Annotated in this window: 11 protein-coding genes and 1 other RNA gene; 7 read left to right on the plus strand and 5 right to left on the minus strand. The window is 66.7% G+C overall.

Going from position 1 to position 15,399, the window contains the following annotated elements:
- The first annotated feature begins 104 nt into the window (after nt 1–104).
- Nucleotides 105–461: a transfer-messenger RNA gene (gene ssrA, locus PXJ20_RS07745) on the plus strand.
- A gap of 77 nt (nt 462–538) precedes the next feature.
- On the opposite strand, the gene PXJ20_RS07750 is transcribed toward ssrA, so the two are convergent.
- On the minus strand, nt 539–802 hold the full coding sequence (locus PXJ20_RS07750; RefSeq protein ID WP_017774571.1) for a hypothetical protein: 264 nt from the start codon (nt 800–802) through the stop codon (nt 539–541).
- 109 nt (nt 803–911) lie between these two features.
- On the minus strand, nt 912–2,012 hold the full coding sequence (locus PXJ20_RS07755; RefSeq protein WP_421029699.1) for a substrate-binding domain-containing protein: 1,101 nt from the start codon (nt 2,010–2,012) through the stop codon (nt 912–914).
- 93 nt (nt 2,013–2,105) lie between these two features.
- Here PXJ20_RS07755 and PXJ20_RS07760 point away from each other — a divergent pair, with 93 nt between their 5' ends.
- Genes PXJ20_RS07760 through PXJ20_RS07775 form a run of 4 tightly spaced genes read left to right on the plus strand, consistent with a single transcriptional unit; the run spans nt 2,106 to nt 7,483 of the window.
- Nucleotides 2,106–2,687: an NAD(P)H-dependent oxidoreductase subunit E gene (locus tag PXJ20_RS07760; protein WP_421029700.1), complete on the plus strand. Its 582-nt coding sequence runs from the start codon at nt 2,106–2,108 to the stop codon at nt 2,685–2,687.
- Nucleotides 2,684–4,249: a formate dehydrogenase beta subunit gene (locus PXJ20_RS07765; protein WP_421029701.1), complete on the plus strand. Its 1,566-nt coding sequence runs from the start codon at nt 2,684–2,686 to the stop codon at nt 4,247–4,249. The genes PXJ20_RS07760 and PXJ20_RS07765 overlap by 4 nt, the downstream gene beginning before the upstream one ends.
- A 14-nt stretch (nt 4,250–4,263) precedes the next feature.
- Complete coding sequence (fdhF, locus tag PXJ20_RS07770) at nt 4,264–7,245, plus strand: formate dehydrogenase subunit alpha (RefSeq protein WP_413212296.1); 2,982 nt, start codon at nt 4,264–4,266, stop codon at nt 7,243–7,245.
- 4 nt (nt 7,246–7,249) lie between these two features.
- The gene (locus PXJ20_RS07775; RefSeq protein WP_017774566.1) at nt 7,250–7,483 is read left to right on the plus strand and encodes a formate dehydrogenase subunit delta; all 234 of its coding nucleotides are present in this window, start codon (nt 7,250–7,252) and stop codon (nt 7,481–7,483) included.
- Nucleotides 7,484–7,522: 39 nt separating this feature from the next.
- On the opposite strand, the gene PXJ20_RS07780 is transcribed toward PXJ20_RS07775, so the two are convergent.
- Nucleotides 7,523–9,313: an FAD-dependent monooxygenase gene (locus PXJ20_RS07780; RefSeq protein ID WP_421029702.1), complete on the minus strand. Its 1,791-nt coding sequence runs from the start codon at nt 9,311–9,313 to the stop codon at nt 7,523–7,525.
- A gap of 195 nt (nt 9,314–9,508) precedes the next feature.
- Here PXJ20_RS07780 and PXJ20_RS07785 point away from each other — a divergent pair, with 195 nt between their 5' ends.
- A complete protein-coding gene (locus PXJ20_RS07785; protein WP_421029703.1) occupies nt 9,509–11,449 on the plus strand; it encodes a tetratricopeptide repeat protein in 1,941 nt (646 codons plus the stop codon).
- 204 nt (nt 11,450–11,653) lie between these two features.
- Here PXJ20_RS07785 and PXJ20_RS07790 read toward each other — a convergent pair whose 3' ends face one another.
- Complete coding sequence (locus PXJ20_RS07790; RefSeq protein ID WP_026121385.1) at nt 11,654–12,949, minus strand: MFS transporter; 1,296 nt, start codon at nt 12,947–12,949, stop codon at nt 11,654–11,656.
- A gap of 345 nt (nt 12,950–13,294) precedes the next feature.
- Here PXJ20_RS07790 and PXJ20_RS07795 point away from each other — a divergent pair, with 345 nt between their 5' ends.
- Nucleotides 13,295–13,858, plus strand: coding sequence for a GNAT family N-acetyltransferase (locus tag PXJ20_RS07795; protein WP_277596709.1), 564 nt, complete (start codon nt 13,295–13,297; stop codon nt 13,856–13,858).
- Nucleotides 13,859–13,885: 27 nt separating this feature from the next.
- On the opposite strand, the gene PXJ20_RS07800 is transcribed toward PXJ20_RS07795, so the two are convergent.
- Entirely contained in the window at nt 13,886–15,223 is a 1,338-nt protein-coding gene (locus tag PXJ20_RS07800; RefSeq protein WP_421029704.1) for a gamma-glutamyl-gamma-aminobutyrate hydrolase family protein, read from the minus strand.
- Nucleotides 15,224–15,399: the final 176 nt, after the last annotated feature.

The following is a 15,399-nucleotide window of genomic DNA, read 5'->3' on the forward strand; positions in this document are numbered from 1 at the left end:
GTCTCTTCAGTCGCTTCTTCGAAGCGACCTCTTGAAACCCCACCTCTTGAAACCCGGTCAGTTAGCCCCACATCCGCTTCTATGGGATAATGCTTGTTCCACTTGGGGCCGACCTGGTTTCGACGTGGGTAATGAAGCAGCTCAGGGCATACCGAGGACCCGTCACCTCGTAAATCAATGGGACTTAAGTAACTGCGAACGACGAAACGTACGCATTGGCGGCTTAACCCCGCCAACCTCGCACTGACTCGCTGACGGGTCAGGGTCGCAAGACCAGCGAGGTCATTCACGTCAGATAATCCTCAGCGATGTCACGGCGCCGGGGCCGAAAATCAAGTGACTCGCCGTAACGAAGCGTGTTCGTCCGCGTCGGTGCGGTTAAATCAAATGACTGAACTAAGTATGTAGAACTGGTTGTGGACTACTTGCGGACGCGGGTTCGATTCCCGCCGGCTCCACCAAGACACCTTCGAGCATCCGGACACGGATAGCAAAAAACCCCGACGGCTGAACGCCCTCGGGGTTTTTTGTTGCCTGTTCAATCTTGCGGACACTGCAGGTTGCAGCCATTCGGATCGCCATCGTCACCGCGACGACGCATCTTCGAGGGCGCGCCTTTCTGGTATTTCTTCGAGGGCGCCGATGCCGCGAATTGCATCTGAGGATGCTCCTGCAAACGGAACTCGTCCTGCAGGATGCCGCCCGGCACACCGGGCGAGTTCTGGGCAAAGGCAATCGAAACGGTGGCGAAGAGCGTACCGGCCGTCGCGGCGGCCACGCATGCGTTGAGCAGAAATTTCATGTCGGATGGGCGCGGTGGTCGCGCGGCAGAAAGCAAAGCGTAGCGCAAAGTATCGCAAAAACGACGGCCTGTTGCAGCGTGCTTGCGTCGCGCCGCCTCTTGCCTCGCGTTACTGCGTCTTACCGGAATCATCGGCGGAGGTCACCGCGAGCCCTTCTTCCAGGCCCACCACGGTGCCGCATGCGCGCGGGTCGTAGCCCTGCAATCCGGCCACGCTGGCATGAAACGCTTCGCTGCGCAGCAAAGCGACCACGGCGGCGAGCGGCTCGCGCGCGAGGCGCGCGCGCTCGCAGGCGAAGTAATAGTCCTCGTCCACCACGGGAATGAAGTCGAGTCCGAAATGATGCGCGGCCGGCTCGACGCCAAAGCCAACATCCGCCATGCCGCTCGCGACAAACGCCGCAATGGCCGAATGCGTGAGTTCCGCCGACGCATAGCCGTTCACGCGTTCCGGATCGATACCGATGCGCGTGAGCGCGAGATCGAGCAGCATGCGCGTGCCCGAGCCGGGCTGCCGGTTGACGAAGCGAATGTCGTCGCGGGACAGATCGCGCAGCGACCCGATCCGCTTCGGATTACCTCGTGCGAGAAAGAGGCCCTGCTTACGGCGCGTCAGATGAATCAGCACGTGGCGGTCTGGATCGAGCCAACGCCGGTAAACCGCGGCGCACGCGTCGCGAAACTCGCCGCGCGGCAGGTGAAAGCCGGCCAGATCGCACTCGCCGCGCGCGAGGGCGGCAATCGCGTCGGCGCTGTCGCGGTACTTGATATCAACCGGCAAATCCGACGCGACGAGTGCCGTCACGAGCGCTGCCACCGCATAGCCGTGCGAAGCGTAGATGCGCACGTTCAGCGACGGCGGCGAGAGCCAGCGGTTCAGGTCGCTTGCCACTTCGCTCGCGAGCGCCTGCATATTCCCGTCCAGCCGCTCCACGCACAGCCGCTGCGCCCGCAATACCGCCTCGCCGAGCGCCGAGAGTTGCGAGCCGCGACCACGCTCCTTCGCGATCAGGGCGCCGCCCAGGCGTTCCTCGAGCGCGCGCAGCAAACCCCAAGCGTGGCGATACGAGAGCCCCCGCCGTTCCGCCGCCTGCGCGATGCTCCCCGTTTCATCGACGAGCGCGAGCAACGGCACCACGTCGGTGAGGCTCGCTTCGCGGCCGTCTACGTCGCGCACCACCAGCTCAGCATGGCACTTTATCTGGATCATTTATGCAATCCGGTTTCCTATTGCACAAGTCATGGCAGCGGCCTATTGTTCGGCTAAACGTTTATGAGATAAGAAAGCATACGTGCGCGCCTTATGAAGGGCAAGTGCATATATGACTTTCCGAGGAGCCCCACTTTGGACGAGACACCCTCCCTCGCGCCCGACGATCTCGTCCGGCGCCATGCGCAGCCTGGCCGGTCGCTCGTGGCCGTGCTGCACGCCATTCAGGACGAAGCCGGCTTCGTGCCGCCCGCCGTGGTCACACCGCTTGCGCGCGCGCTGAACCTGTCGCGCGCCGAAGTGCACGGCGTCCTGACCTACTATCACCACTTCCGTACCTCGCCTGCCGCGCCGGTCACCGTGCAGCTGTGCCGTGCCGAGGCGTGCCGCAGCATGGGGACGGAAGCGCTCGCGCAGCACATCGAGGCACGCACCGGTTGCCGTTTCGATCAGGGCCACGACGCGGGGCACAACGGCACGGTCGCGCTCGAATCGGTCTATTGCCTCGGCCAATGCGCGCTGTCTCCTGCGATGACCGTGAACGGCACGCTCCACGCCAAAGTCACGCCGCAGAAATTCGATACGCTCCTCGCTGCTGCCACTGAAGCGGCTGAACGCGAGGCGAAGGGCGAAGCGAGGAGCGAGACGAAAACCCACACGAAGGAGCCGGCATGACGCGCGTCTACGTTCCCCGCGACTCGTCGGCACTCGCACTGGGCGCCGATGCCGTTGCCGCCGCGATCGTCCACGAAGCCGCGGCCCGCGGCGTCGCCGTAGAGCTGGTGCGCAACGGATCGCGCGGCCTACTCTATCTCGAACCGCTCGTGGAAGTGGAAACGCCGCGCGGTCGCGTGGGCTACTCGAACGTCGAGGAAAGCGACGTCGGCTCGCTGTTCGACGCGGGCTTTCTGGAAGGTAGCGAGCACGCGCGCCACGTGGGCATCGTCGACGAGATTCCGTACCTGAAGCGCCAGCAGCGGCTCACGTTCGCCCGCATCGGCATTACAGACCCGCTCTCGCCGGAAGACTACGTGGCCCATGGCGGCCTCGACGGTCTGCGTCACGCCATTGCCATGACGCCTGCGGATGCCTGCGAAGCGCTCATCGAATCGGGCCTGCGCGGACGCGGCGGCGCCGCCTTCCCGGCCGGCATCAAATGGCGCACGGTGCTCGGCGCCCAAGCCGACCAGAAGTACGTGGTCTGTAACGCCGACGAAGGCGACTCGGGCACCTTCTCCGACCGCCTCGTCATGGAAAGCGACCCGTTCGTGCTGATCGAAGGCATGACCATTGCGGGCATCGTGGCAGGCGCGACGATCGGCTACATCTACGTGCGCAGCGAGTATCCGCATTCCATCGCGGCGCTCGAAACCGCCATCGAAAAGGCGCGCGACGCCGGTTGGCTGGGCGACAACGTGCTCGGCAGCGGCCGGCGTTTCGATCTGTATGTCGCCAAGGGCGCCGGCTCCTATGTGTGCGGCGAGGAAACCGCGCTGCTCGAATCGCTCGAAGGCAAACGCGGCATCGTGCGCGCCAAGCCGCCGCTGCCCGCGCTCGCGGGCCTGTTCGGCAAGCCGACGGTGATCAACAACGTCATCACGCTCGCCACCGTGCCCATCATCTTCGCGCGCGGGGCCGCAGCGTATCGCGACTACGGCATGGGCCGCTCGCGCGGCACGCTGCCGTTCCAGCTGGCCGGCAACGTGCGCCAGGGCGGACTCGTCGAGCTCGCATTCGGCGTGACGCTGCGCGAGCTGCTCTACGACTACGGCGGCGGCACGGCAAGCGGCCGGCCCGCACGCGCCGTACAGGTGGGCGGCCCGCTCGGCACCTATCTGCCCGAGAGCCAGTGGGACATTCCGGTCGACTACGAAGCCTACGCGGCCGTAGGTGCGGTGGTGGGTCACGGCGGGCTCGTCGTGCACGACGACACGTCGAACCTCGCCGAACTCGCGCAATACGCCATGCACTTCTGCGCCATCGAATCGTGCGGCAAGTGCACGCCGTGCCGCATCGGTTCCACGCGCGGCGTCGAGGTCATTGCGCGCATTCGCAACGGCGATCGCTCGCCGAAGCAGGTCGAACTGCTGCGCGACCTCTGCGACACGATGGTGTCCGGCTCGCTGTGCGCCATGGGCGGTATGACGCCGTACCCGGTGCTCTCCGCACTCGAGCATTTCCCCGAAGATTTCGGTCTCGACACCGCGTCGCAGCGTCCTGCTGCGGCGGCGGCCTGACGATGGAGACAAGGATGTCAGACGCGCTCAATTCCAGCACGGGCGGTTGCGGTTCAGGCAACTGCAGCTGCAAGTCGCAGGCGCAGCAACGCGCCGCCCGCAATCCGTTCGACGACACCGACTACGGCACGCCGCTGCGTCACGCCGACGTGGACGTGACGCTCGAGATCGACGGCAAGAGCGTCACGGTGCCTGCGGGCACGTCGGTGATGCGCGCCTCGATCGAAGCCGGCGTCAACGTGCCGAAGCTCTGCGCCACCGATTCGCTCGAACCGTTCGGCTCGTGCCGCCTGTGTCTCGTGGAAATCGAGGGCCGGCGCGGTTATCCGGCCTCGTGCACGACGCCTGTCGAAGCAGGCATGAAGGTGCGCACGCAAAGCGATCGCCTGCAAAAGCTGCGCCGCAACGTGATGGAGCTGTACATCTCCGACCACCCGCTCGACTGCCTCACGTGCCCTGCGAACGGTGACTGCGAGCTGCAGGACATGGCGGGCGTGACGGGCCTGCGCGAAGTGCGCTATGGCTTCGACGGCGCGAATCACCTGCGCGACACGAAAGACGAATCGAACCCGTACTTCACCTACGACCCGTCGAAGTGCATCGTCTGTAACCGCTGCGTGCGCGCGTGCGAAGAGACGCAAGGCACGTTCGCGCTCACCATCGCCGGCCGCGGTTTCGAGTCGCGTGTGGCGGCGAGCGAAAGCCAGCCGTTCATGGACTCCGAATGCGTGTCGTGCGGTGCGTGCGTGGCCGCATGCCCCACCGCAACGCTGCAGGAAAAGAGCGTGACGCTGCTGGGTCAGGGCGAGCATTCGGTCATCACGACTTGCGCGTATTGCGGCGTGGGCTGCTCGTTCAAGGCCGAGATGAAAGGCTCGCAGGTCGTGCGGATGGTGCCGTACAAGAACGGCGAGGCCAACGAGGGCCACGCCTGCGTGAAGGGTCGCTTCGCCTGGGGCTACGCCACGCACAAGGACCGCATCACGAAGCCCATGATCCGCGCGAAGATCACGGACCCGTGGCGCGAAGTCAGCTGGGACGAAGCGATCCGCTACGCAGCTTCCGAGTTCCGCCGCATTCAGGACAAGCACGGCCGCGACTCGATTGGCGGCATCACGTCGTCGCGTTGCACGAACGAGGAAACGTACCTCGTGCAGAAGCTCGTGCGCGCGGCCTTCGGCAACAACAATGTGGATACCTGCGCACGAGTGTGCCACTCGCCGACGGGCTATGGCCTGAAGACGACGCTGGGCGAATCGGCGGGCACGCAGACCTTCGCTTCGGTGGAGCACGCGGACGTGATCGTCGTGATCGGCGCGAATCCCACCGACGGTCACCCCGTGTTCGGCTCGCGCCTGAAGCGCCGCGTGCGTGAAGGCGCGAAGCTGGTCGTGATCGACCCGCGCCGCATCGACATCGTCGATACGCCGCACGTGCAGGCTTCGTATCACCTGCAACTGCGCCCGGGCACCAACGTCGCCATCGTCAATGCGCTCGCGCACGTGATCGTGACGGAAGGGTTGCTCAACGAAGCGTTCGTGGCCGAGCGCTGCGAGCCGCGTGCGTTCGAACAATGGCGCACGTTCGTCGCGCTGCCGGAAAACTCGCCGGAAGCCACCGCCGACGTCACCGGCGTGCCCGCCGAACAGGTACGCGAAGCGGCGCGCCTCTACGCGCGCGGTGGCAGCGCGCCCGGCATGCCCGCGGGACGCTCGGCCATTTACTACGGCCTCGGCGTGACCGAACACGCGCAAGGCTCCACGATGGTGATGGGCATTGCGAACCTCGCGATGGCCACCGGCAACATCGGCCGCGAAGGCGTGGGCGTGAATCCGCTGCGTGGTCAGAACAACGTGCAGGGCTCGTGCGACATGGGCTCGTTCCCGCACGAACTGCCTGGCTACCGCCATATCAGCGACGAAAAGGTGCGCTCGCTGTTCGAGGACGCCTGGAACGTCACGCTGCAGCCCGAACCCGGCCTGCGCATTCCGAACATGTTCGACGCCGCGCTGGACGGCAGCTTCAAGGGCCTCTACTGCCAGGGCGAAGACATCGTGCAGTCGGACCCGAACACGCAGCACGTGGCGGCGGCGCTTTCGTCGATGGAATGCATCGTCGTGCAGGACATCTTCCTCAACGAGACGGCCAAGTACGCGCACGTGTTCCTGCCGGGTTCGTCGTTCCTCGAAAAGGACGGTACGTTCACCAACGCCGAGCGCCGCATCTCGCCCGTGCGCAAGGTGATGCCGCCGCTCGCGGGCTACGCGGACTGGGAAGTGACGCTGCTGCTCTCGCGGGCGCTCGGCTACGAGATGGACTACGCGAGCCCGTCCGAGATCATGGACGAGATCGCGGCACTTACGCCCACCTTCCACGGCGTCTCGTACGCGAAGCTCGACCAGTTCGGCAGTATTCAATGGCCCTGCAACGAAGAGGCGCCCGAAGGCACGCCGACCATGCACGTCGATACGTTCGTGCGCGGCAAGGGCCGTTTCGTCATCACGAAGTTCATCGCCTCGCCGGAAAAGGTCACGCGCAAATATCCGCTGCTGCTCACCACGGGCCGCATCCTCACGCAATACAACGTGGGCGCGCAGACCCGTCGAACCGAGAACTCGCGCTGGCACGAGGAAGATCGCCTCGAGATCCATCCGCACGACGCCGAGGAGCGCGGCATTCGTCACGGCGACTGGGTGGGCATCGAATCGCGCGCGGGGCAGACCGTGCTGCGCGCGAAGGTGACGGACCGGGTGCAGCCGGGCGTGGTGTACACCACGTTCCACTTCCCCGAGTCGGGCGCGAACGTCATCACGACGGACAGTTCCGACTGGGCCACCAACTGCCCCGAGTACAAGGTGACCGCGGTGCAGGTGAACCTCGTGCAGCAGCCGTCGCAGTGGCAGCGCGACTACTCGCGCTTCAACGCCGAGCAGCTCGAACTGTTGCGGCAGCGAAGCGCGGCCGGTGCGACCGAATCCGTGACCGCAGGGAAGTGACGCAATGGATCAACACCACCTGATCGAGATGGCGAACCAGATCGGCAGTTTCTTCGAATCGATGCCGGACCGGGAAGAAGCCACGGCAAGCGTCGCCGATCACATCCGCCGCTTCTGGGAGCCGCGCATGCGGCGCGCGCTGTATGCAGCTTTCGACGCCGGCACGCCCGGCATGTCGGAGATCGTGAGCAACGCGCTCACGAAGTATCGCGAGCAGTTGACGCCCGTTGCGGCCTAAAGGGTTGCGGTCGGCCGACCGTGGTCGGCTGTCGCAAGATCAGCCCTGCGCCGCGGCGCCGGTCTCGTCCGCGCCGCGCACAAACCAGGCCTCGCAGTGGCGCAGCAGCGCATTGAGATCCGACGCAGGGCGACCACGCGCCGCGATGTAGCCGTCGGGCCGCACGAGGTAGAACGCCGGCCGCGTGCGGCCATACGACTCCACGAGGGGCGCCGCGCCCTCGCCTTCGGTGTCCGTCACGCGCCAGATGCGCACGGCTTCGCCGAGCAGCCCTTCCACGGCGGAGACGAGGCGCGTGAGGTCGTCTTTGTCGCCATCGCCACCGTTCGCTGCGGCGAGCGTGAGGCGCTCGTTCATGGCCGTAACTGCCGGCGCAGACTCTGTGGCCACGTCCAGCGCATCCGCCGCTTCCGCTGCTTCCGCCTCCCGTTCCACGAGCACGAACAGCGAAAAGCAGCCGGGATCGTGCAGGTCGAAAATGCAGCCCTTGCCGGGCGCCTTGCCTAGCGGACCGTCAACGACGTGAACGAGCGCGTCGGGCGCCCGTTCTCCGGCTCGCGGTCCGCCGTCCAGCACGCGTTCCAGCGTGAGCGGGCTGCGCCGGTACTGGATCGCAAGCTCGCTGACCGTGGCGCGCGCCGCGTCGCGCAGCGGGCCGAACGCAGCAAGCAGCGGCATCACGCGCTCGCGCAGCAGCTTGAGCGGCCCGTGCTCCGCGCCCACCAACTGCGTGACGAAGCTTGTCTGCCGCAGCACGTCGCACTCGATCGGATGCCGTTCCATGTGATAGGTGTCGAGCAACCGGTCCGGCGCGCCGTGCGCGAGCACGCGCGCAATCTTCCAGCCCAGATTGAACGCCTCCTGGATGCCCGTGTTCATGCCCTGCGCGCCGGCCGGACTGTGTACGTGCGCGGCATCGCCGGCAAGAAACACGCGGTTCGCGCGCAATTGCTCCACCATGCGGCTGTTCACATGGAAGTTCGAAGACCACGAGAGTTCGGAGAGCATCACCACGTGATGCACGCGCCGTTCGACCACGGCCCGGCACTCGTCGAGAGAGGGCGCAGCCGCGGCCCCGCCATCCGGCACGTGCCCGCTGGCATCCGCTTCCTCGCCCTTCGCAGCTGGCATCCCCGCCGGCGCGTGATCGGCAATCAGCCGGTACCAGCCCTTGCCGAGCGGAAACAGGCCGACCAGACCTTCGCCTGACGCGAAGAGATGGAACTCGTCATCGGGCCATTCCGTTTCGGCGCTCACGTCGGCGAGCAGGAAAGTCTGCTCGAAAGCCTTGCCCACGAAGCTCATGCCGAGCCGATGGCGAATCGTGCTGTGCGCGCCGTCCGCGGCGACGAGATACGAAGGGCGCAGTGTTTCGGTATGGCCGTCGGTGCGCCGCAACGTGGCGTGCACGCCGGCCGACCCCTGCGAAAACTCCACGAGTTCCACGCCGCGCTCCACCTTCACGCCGAACGATTCCAGATGCGCGGCGAGAATGCGTTCCGTCACCGTCTGGTCCAGAAAGAGCAGATACGGATAGCGGGTTTGCAGCGGATCGAAATCGAGCCGCGCGCGGCGCTGCCCGTTCGAGTAGAGGTTGGCCACCCGAGCGCGATGACCGAGTTCGAGAAACGGCTCGACCACGCGATGCTGCTCGAAGAGTTCGAGCGTGCGGGCCTGAATGCCGATGGCGCGGGAATGCCGGGCGGGCTCGGGCGCGCGGTCGATCAGACGCACGGGAATGTGCGCGCGCGCAAGGCTCATCGCAGCGGCGAGCCCCGTCGGGCCGGCGCCGACGACGAGCACCGGCTGCAGGTCAGAAACGGCAGCCATGCATCGAACCTCCGAAGGTCGACATGCCGGTTAGTGTACGCCGCCCCATTTCGCTGTCGTTCACAACTTCGCGTGACAACACGCGACAACTTCGCGCAGCGGCCCTCGCGTCGCATCAAATTCGGGGCGCGTAGAACGCCGCGGCGAATGTGGGAAAATGCGGCGTTTTGTTTTTGCAGGCCTTCCCCGACCGTCATGGAACAGGTTTTTGCCCGCGCCTACGCGGCCCACCGCGACGGCCGGCTCGACGATGCCGAGCGCGGCTACCGCGCGACGCTCGACGCCAACCCCGTGCACGTCGATGCGCTGCACCTGCTCGGCGTGCTGCGTCACCAGCAGGGGCAGCACGCCGAGGCCGCGGATCTCGTGGGCCGCGCCGTGGACCTGCGCCCCGAAGACGCTGCGCTGCAACTGAACCTGGGCAACGCGCTCAAGGCGATGGGGCAGATCGATCGCGCGATCGAGCGCTTTCGCAACGCCCTCACGCTCGCGCCCACTTTCGCGCTCGCCCACTACAACCTCGGCAACGCCTACGCTGCGCTGGGCCGCCACGAAGACGCGGCGCACGCGTTCGATCGCGCTCTGCGGCTGCAGCCCGACGATGCCTCCGCCAGCAACAATCTCGGCAATGCCCTGCATGCGCTCGGCCGTCACGAAGAAGCGATCGAGGCGTTCAAACGCACGCTCGCGTTGCGGCCCCGACATGCCGGCGCGCACAACAACCTCGGCATGGCGCTCAACGCGCTGGAACGCACCGACGAAGCGCTGCTGCAATTTCGCGAGGCGCTCAAAGCCGAACCGCAGTTCACCGCTGCCCGGTTCAACCTGGGCAATACGCTCGACGCGCTCGGCCGTCACGAAGAGGCTATCGACGCCTTCGAGACCGTTCTTGCGCAGCAACCATACCTGCCCCCTGCGCTCTTCGCACTCGGCAATGCGCTTGCCGGGTTGGGTCGGCACGAGGAAGCGGTAGCCCGCTTCGAGCGCGCCATCGGTCACGATCCGAAATTCGCGCTCGCGTGGCTCGCGCTCGGTACGGCACACCATGCGCTTGGTCGGCACGCCGCTGCCTTGCGCGCGTTCGACGAAGCGCTGCGCCTGCGCCCCGATCTCGCCGCCGCCCACCTGAATCGCGCGCTCACGTGGCTCACGCTGCGCGACTTCGCGCGCGGCCTGCCCGAGTACGAATGGCGGCTCGATGCGCTCGCGCACAGCGCATTCGCCGTCGACCCGACGGCAACCGGCGCGGCAGATGCCGCAGCGCTCACGCCATCGCCCCGTACACCGGCGCTGCCGCGCTGGCAAGGCGAGCCGGCTGCTGGCCGCACGCTGCTGATCCAGGCCGAGCAGGGTTTCGGCGATACGCTGCAGTTCGTGCGCTTCATTCCGCTTGTGGCCGAGCGCGTGGGGCGCATCGTGCTCGAAGTGCAGCCGGAACTGGTGCCGCTGATCGCGCCCACGGCCGAGGCCTGGCGCATCACGCTCGTCGCACGCAACCTCGCACGCAACGCCGATGGCTCGCAATGCGGCCCGCGTCCGGCGGCGGACCTGCACTGTCCGCTGCTCAGCTTGCCGCTCGCGCTCGGCATGACGTTCGAGACGATTCCTTCACGTACGCCCTACCTCGCGGCGCCAGCCGCGTACCGGCGCAAGTGGCGCGGCTCGCTCGGCGGCCAGGCGAAGCGCAAGATCGGGCTCGCGTGGTCGGGGCGCATCCAGAAGCACGAGAACCGCACCATGCCGCTCGCCGCGCTGGAGCCGCTCTTCGCGCTTCCGGGCATCGACTGGCTCGTGCTGCAGCCCGACCTCAGCGCCGCGGAACAGGCCTCGCTCGACGCCCATCCGCGCGCCGGCACGATCCACCGTATCGGTCATCGCATTGCGGACTTCGCGGATACGGCGGCGACCATCGAACGGCTCGATGCCGTGGTCACCATCGACACGTCGATTGCGCACCTGGCCGGCGCGCTCGGCAAACCGCTCTGGGTGATGCTGCCGTTCGCCGCCGACTGGCGCTGGTTCACGGGCACAGACGAAAGCCCCTGGTATCCGGCGGCCACGCTCGTTCGTCAGCCGCAGCCGGGAGATTGGGCGAGCGTGGTGGAGCGGGTGGCTGCGGCGCTGCGACACGGTTAGCAGTTCGGCTTCATCGCCCGATTAGCCCTGAACGGCCCGTGCAGCAAGCCATAAAAACACAACAGCCCCGCACTCGCGAATCGAGTGCGGGGCTGTTGCTTTGAGGGCTCGCGGCTTTAACCCTCGCGGCTTTCACCGCTACGCCGCGTCGCAGCCTTCGTCACCGCGCCTGAACATCCACGGCGCAGCGGGCCGCCACAGCGTTCATGCCGTCTTGTACTGATTGCGCGCTTCGGGCGTGCGATAGAGCACGAGCGTCGCGATGAGCCCGCAGATCGCGGCCACGCCCATCCATGCGCCGGGCGCCGCCTTGTTGCCGCTCACGTGAATGAGCAGCGTCGAGATGGCGGGCGTGAAGCCGCCAATGGTCGTCGCAAGGCTGTACGCGAGCGAAAAACCCGCGGTGCGCACGTCAGACGGCATCACCTCGGTGAGCGCCACCACCATCGCGCCGTTGTAGCTGCCGTACAGGAACGAGAGCCACATTTCGACCGCGAGCAGGCGGCCGAACGACGGATCGGCCACGAGCCACTGCACCGCCGGGTACGCCGTGAGAATCGTGAGAACCGTGAAGGCGATCAGCACGGGACGCCGCCCGATACGGTCCGACAGTGCGCCCGAAAGCGGCAGCCAGATCAGGTTCGACAGACCGATGCAGACCGTCACGACGAGCGTGTCGATGGCGGAGAGCTTGAGCACTTCCTTGCCGAAGGTCGGCGTGTAGGCCGTAATCATGTAGAACGACACGGTAGTCATGATCACCATGCCCATGCCCGCCAGCACGACGCCCCAGTTCTGCGCCATCGACCTCAGGATCTCGCTCATCGACGGACGATGCTTTTTCGCGAGGAACTCATCGGTTTCCTTGAGCGAGCGGCGAATCAGGAACAGGAACGGCACGATCAGGCAGCCGATCAGGAACGGCACGCGCCAGCCCCAGGCTGTCATTTCCTCGGCGGGCAGCAGGCGGTTCAGGAACACGCCAATCAGCGCGGCGAACACCACCGCCACCTGCTGGCTACCCGACTGCCACGACGTATAGAAGCCCTTGTTGCCCTTGGTCGCGATCTCCGAGAGATACACCGACACACCGCCCAGCTCGACACCGGCCGAAAAGCCCTGCAGTAGGCGTCCCGCGAGCACGAGCACGGGCGCGAGCGCACCGATCGTGGCGTAGCCTGGAATCGCGGCCACGGTGAGCGTGCCGAGCGCCATCAGCGCGAGCGTGAGAATGAGGCCCTTGCGGCGGCCGTGATGGTCGATGTAGGCGCCGAGCACGATGGCGCCGATGGGTCGCATCAGAAAGCCGGCGCCGAACACGGAGAGCGACAGCATGAGCGAAGCGAAAGCGTTGCCGCTCGGGAAATAGGTCTTGGCAATCGCCGATGCGTAATAGCCGTAGACCATGAAGTCGTACATTTCCAGGAAGTTGCCGCTGACGACGCGGAACACAGTCCGGGCTTTCGACTCGTTGGGCGATGCGTGGGACGCAGTAGACATGACACTCTCTGAATAGCGCGCCGCGCGGCACGGCCGCACGGCTCTGAGTTGACGACGGGGGGCGCCGCGCCGGAGCGGGGCGCCTCGGGATATCCCTGATAGGGTCTACCCTTATCGCGCTGGGGCGGGCCATTATGCGCGGCTCGTCGAGGCGTCGATATCAGGGTTAAACCTGATCCAGTGAGCATCCCGCTGCGCCTCGTCGAACCACGCGCCGCCTGGCACCATGAGGCGAGTCGCCGCGCCCTGCCTACCTTTCGCGTACGCCGCCCGCCACAAACGCGGCAGAAGGCGACGGAAGGTGGCAGTACACTCTACCCTCCCCTCCGTTTTCGATGCAGCCCGATGCACGCCGACCGCTCCGCCACGCCTGCCCCGCTTACCCCGCTCACGTTGTCCCTGCGTACCGCGACACCCGCCGACGCCCCGCTCATCGCCGCCATGCACGCGGCGAGCTGGCAGGCCACCTATCGCGGGCTGCTGCCCGACACGTTCCTCGATACCGAAGTGAGCAATGACCGTGCGGCCTATTGGCGCGCGCGGCTCGAAGCGCCAGGCGAAGAGCGGCGGCTCGTGCAGATCGCCGAGCGCGCGCCGCACGAACCGGTGGGCTTCATGTGCGTGGAGCGGCAGATCGGCTCGCCATGGGGCGTGCTGCTCGACAACCTTCACGCGATGCCGGCATGGCAAGGCATGGGCGCCGGCAAGCTGATGATGCGCGCAGCGAAAGACTGGGCACGCGAACAGGGCGAGACGCAGCTCTACCTATACGTGCTGGAAGGAAATGCCCCGGCCATCGCGTTTTACGAAAGCCAGGGCTGGCAATACTCGGGCGCCGAACCGGACAAGATGGGCGGCATCGACATCACCGCGCTGCGTTACGTCTACCGGCTCCACGCGCAGGGCTGAGCGCAGCCGCCACAGCGAGGCGAGGCGCTAGAACCGCGTTTCGCGCGCCACGCGCAGGAAGGTATCGAGCAGCGGCGTGCAGTCGAGCAGTTCAGGTCCGCCCGCGCGGTGAAATTCGGGGTGCCACTGCACGCCCACCACGAACGGCGCGCGCCGGTAGCGCACGGCTTCGATCAGACCATCGCCCGCCGAGACCGCCTCCACGTTCAGATCTCGGCCCAGCGTCTTCACGGCCTGATGGTGAATCGAGTTGACGATAGCCTCGCGCCGGCCCGGGAACATGTGCGAGAGCGTGGAGCCCTCCGGAAAATGGATAGCGTGGCGATGCTGGTCGTAATGCTCGCTCACGTGGACGCCCGCGGTCGGCACGTCCGTCGCGATGTCCTGGTAGAGCGTGCCGCCGAACGCGACGTTGATCAGCTGGCAGCCGCGGCACACGCCCAGCACCGGCTTGCCCGACTCGACGAATTCGTGCAGCAGCTCCAGTTCGTACATGTCGCGCACGCGGTCGCCGGGCCATTCGGGCCGCGCGGCGCCGTCGGCATAGGTTTGCGGCGAGACGTCCGCACCGCCCTGCAACAGCAGCCCGTCGAGATGCTTCGCGTAGTCGCGCAGGCGGATGTTGCTCGGGTGCAACATGCCCTGATGACCGACTGTCGGGATCATGAACACCAGCACGTCACGCGACATCACCCAGTGCGCGATGGATTCCTCCAGATACTGCAGCGTCTTGCCCCGCAGGCCGACCGCCCCCGGCTCAGGGTGGAAGATGCGCGCCGACACGCCGATGCGCAGCGTGCGCTGCGTGATGCGCTGCCCGGCGCGGTCGAAAATCTGCCGCGCGCGGGCCGCGATGATGCGCCCGAACACCGACCACGCCGAATCGTTCTGGTGCAGGTAGCGCGGCGCGCCGGGCGGCAAGGCGCCAGGCGGCGGCGGATTCTGCGCGGTGAAGTCGGGCGCCTGGCCGAAACCGGCCGGCGCGGTGCCGGGCCGTGAGCCGGATGCCTGGCTGGATGGAGTCGATGAGGCCGAGGCAGCAGCATCGGCGGAAGACGACGACGCCCGCGCGGCTTCGGCCTGCGCAGCTTGCGCCGCAGCCGCTTCCGCCTGGGCGGTGGCCCGCTCCGCCGCGCCTTGCGGCGCTTTCTGCTGCGTGGTCGTTACGGTCGAGGCACTGGAGGGGGCATCGGTGGACGCACGCTCCGCCGCGGAGGCGTCCTTGCCCGGCGCCTCTTCTGGCGGCGTTGGACGCGCGGCGGCCGCGGTCGGCGTGCTCGCCATATTCGACGCGCCAGGAAGTTCGGTGGAAGAAGCGGAAGGGGAACCGGCAAGACCGGTGGGAGGAGGATTGTTTTCGCTCATGACTTCGGGTCAGGCGCGCGCCGCACGCAAACGGGTGGACATAGCGCGATTATCCGCCAGCACGTCGCCGCGCGGCAAACCGGCCCTTCGTGCCCCATCTTCGCGGCCCTTCGGCGTGTCCATTCCGTCGTGCCCATTCCGTCGTGCCCCTTCTGCCGCGCCGGCCGCGTCGCGCA

This window comes from Paraburkholderia sp. A1RI_3L (assembly GCF_048957895.1).
Taxonomy (GTDB): Bacteria; Pseudomonadota; Gammaproteobacteria; order Burkholderiales; family Burkholderiaceae; genus Paraburkholderia; species Paraburkholderia kururiensis.

Bases quoted from the DNA above. Each gene is read 5' to 3' on its own strand.
- PXJ20_RS07800 (WP_421029704.1), bottom strand. From the start codon at position 15,223: ATGAGCGAAAACAATCCTCCTCCCACCGGTCTTGCCGGTTCCCCTTCC.
- PXJ20_RS07785 (WP_421029703.1), top strand. From the start codon at position 9,509: ATGGAACAGGTTTTTGCCCGCGCCTACGCGGCCCACCGCGACGGCCGG.
- PXJ20_RS07760 (WP_421029700.1), top strand. From the start codon at position 2,106: ATGAAGGGCAAGTGCATATATGACTTTCCGAGGAGCCCCACTTTGGAC.
- PXJ20_RS07765 (WP_421029701.1), top strand. From the start codon at position 2,684: ATGACGCGCGTCTACGTTCCCCGCGACTCGTCGGCACTCGCACTGGGC.
- PXJ20_RS07750 (WP_017774571.1), bottom strand. From the start codon at position 802: ATGAAATTTCTGCTCAACGCATGCGTGGCCGCCGCGACGGCCGGTACG.
- PXJ20_RS07775 (WP_017774566.1), top strand. From the start codon at position 7,250: ATGGATCAACACCACCTGATCGAGATGGCGAACCAGATCGGCAGTTTC.
- PXJ20_RS07755 (WP_421029699.1), bottom strand. From the start codon at position 2,012: ATGATCCAGATAAAGTGCCATGCTGAGCTGGTGGTGCGCGACGTAGAC.
- PXJ20_RS07795 (WP_277596709.1), top strand. From the start codon at position 13,295: ATGCACGCCGACCGCTCCGCCACGCCTGCCCCGCTTACCCCGCTCACG.
- fdhF (WP_413212296.1), top strand. From the start codon at position 4,264: ATGTCAGACGCGCTCAATTCCAGCACGGGCGGTTGCGGTTCAGGCAAC.
- PXJ20_RS07780 (WP_421029702.1), bottom strand. From the start codon at position 9,313: ATGGCTGCCGTTTCTGACCTGCAGCCGGTGCTCGTCGTCGGCGCCGGC.
- PXJ20_RS07790 (WP_026121385.1), bottom strand. From the start codon at position 12,949: ATGTCTACTGCGTCCCACGCATCGCCCAACGAGTCGAAAGCCCGGACT.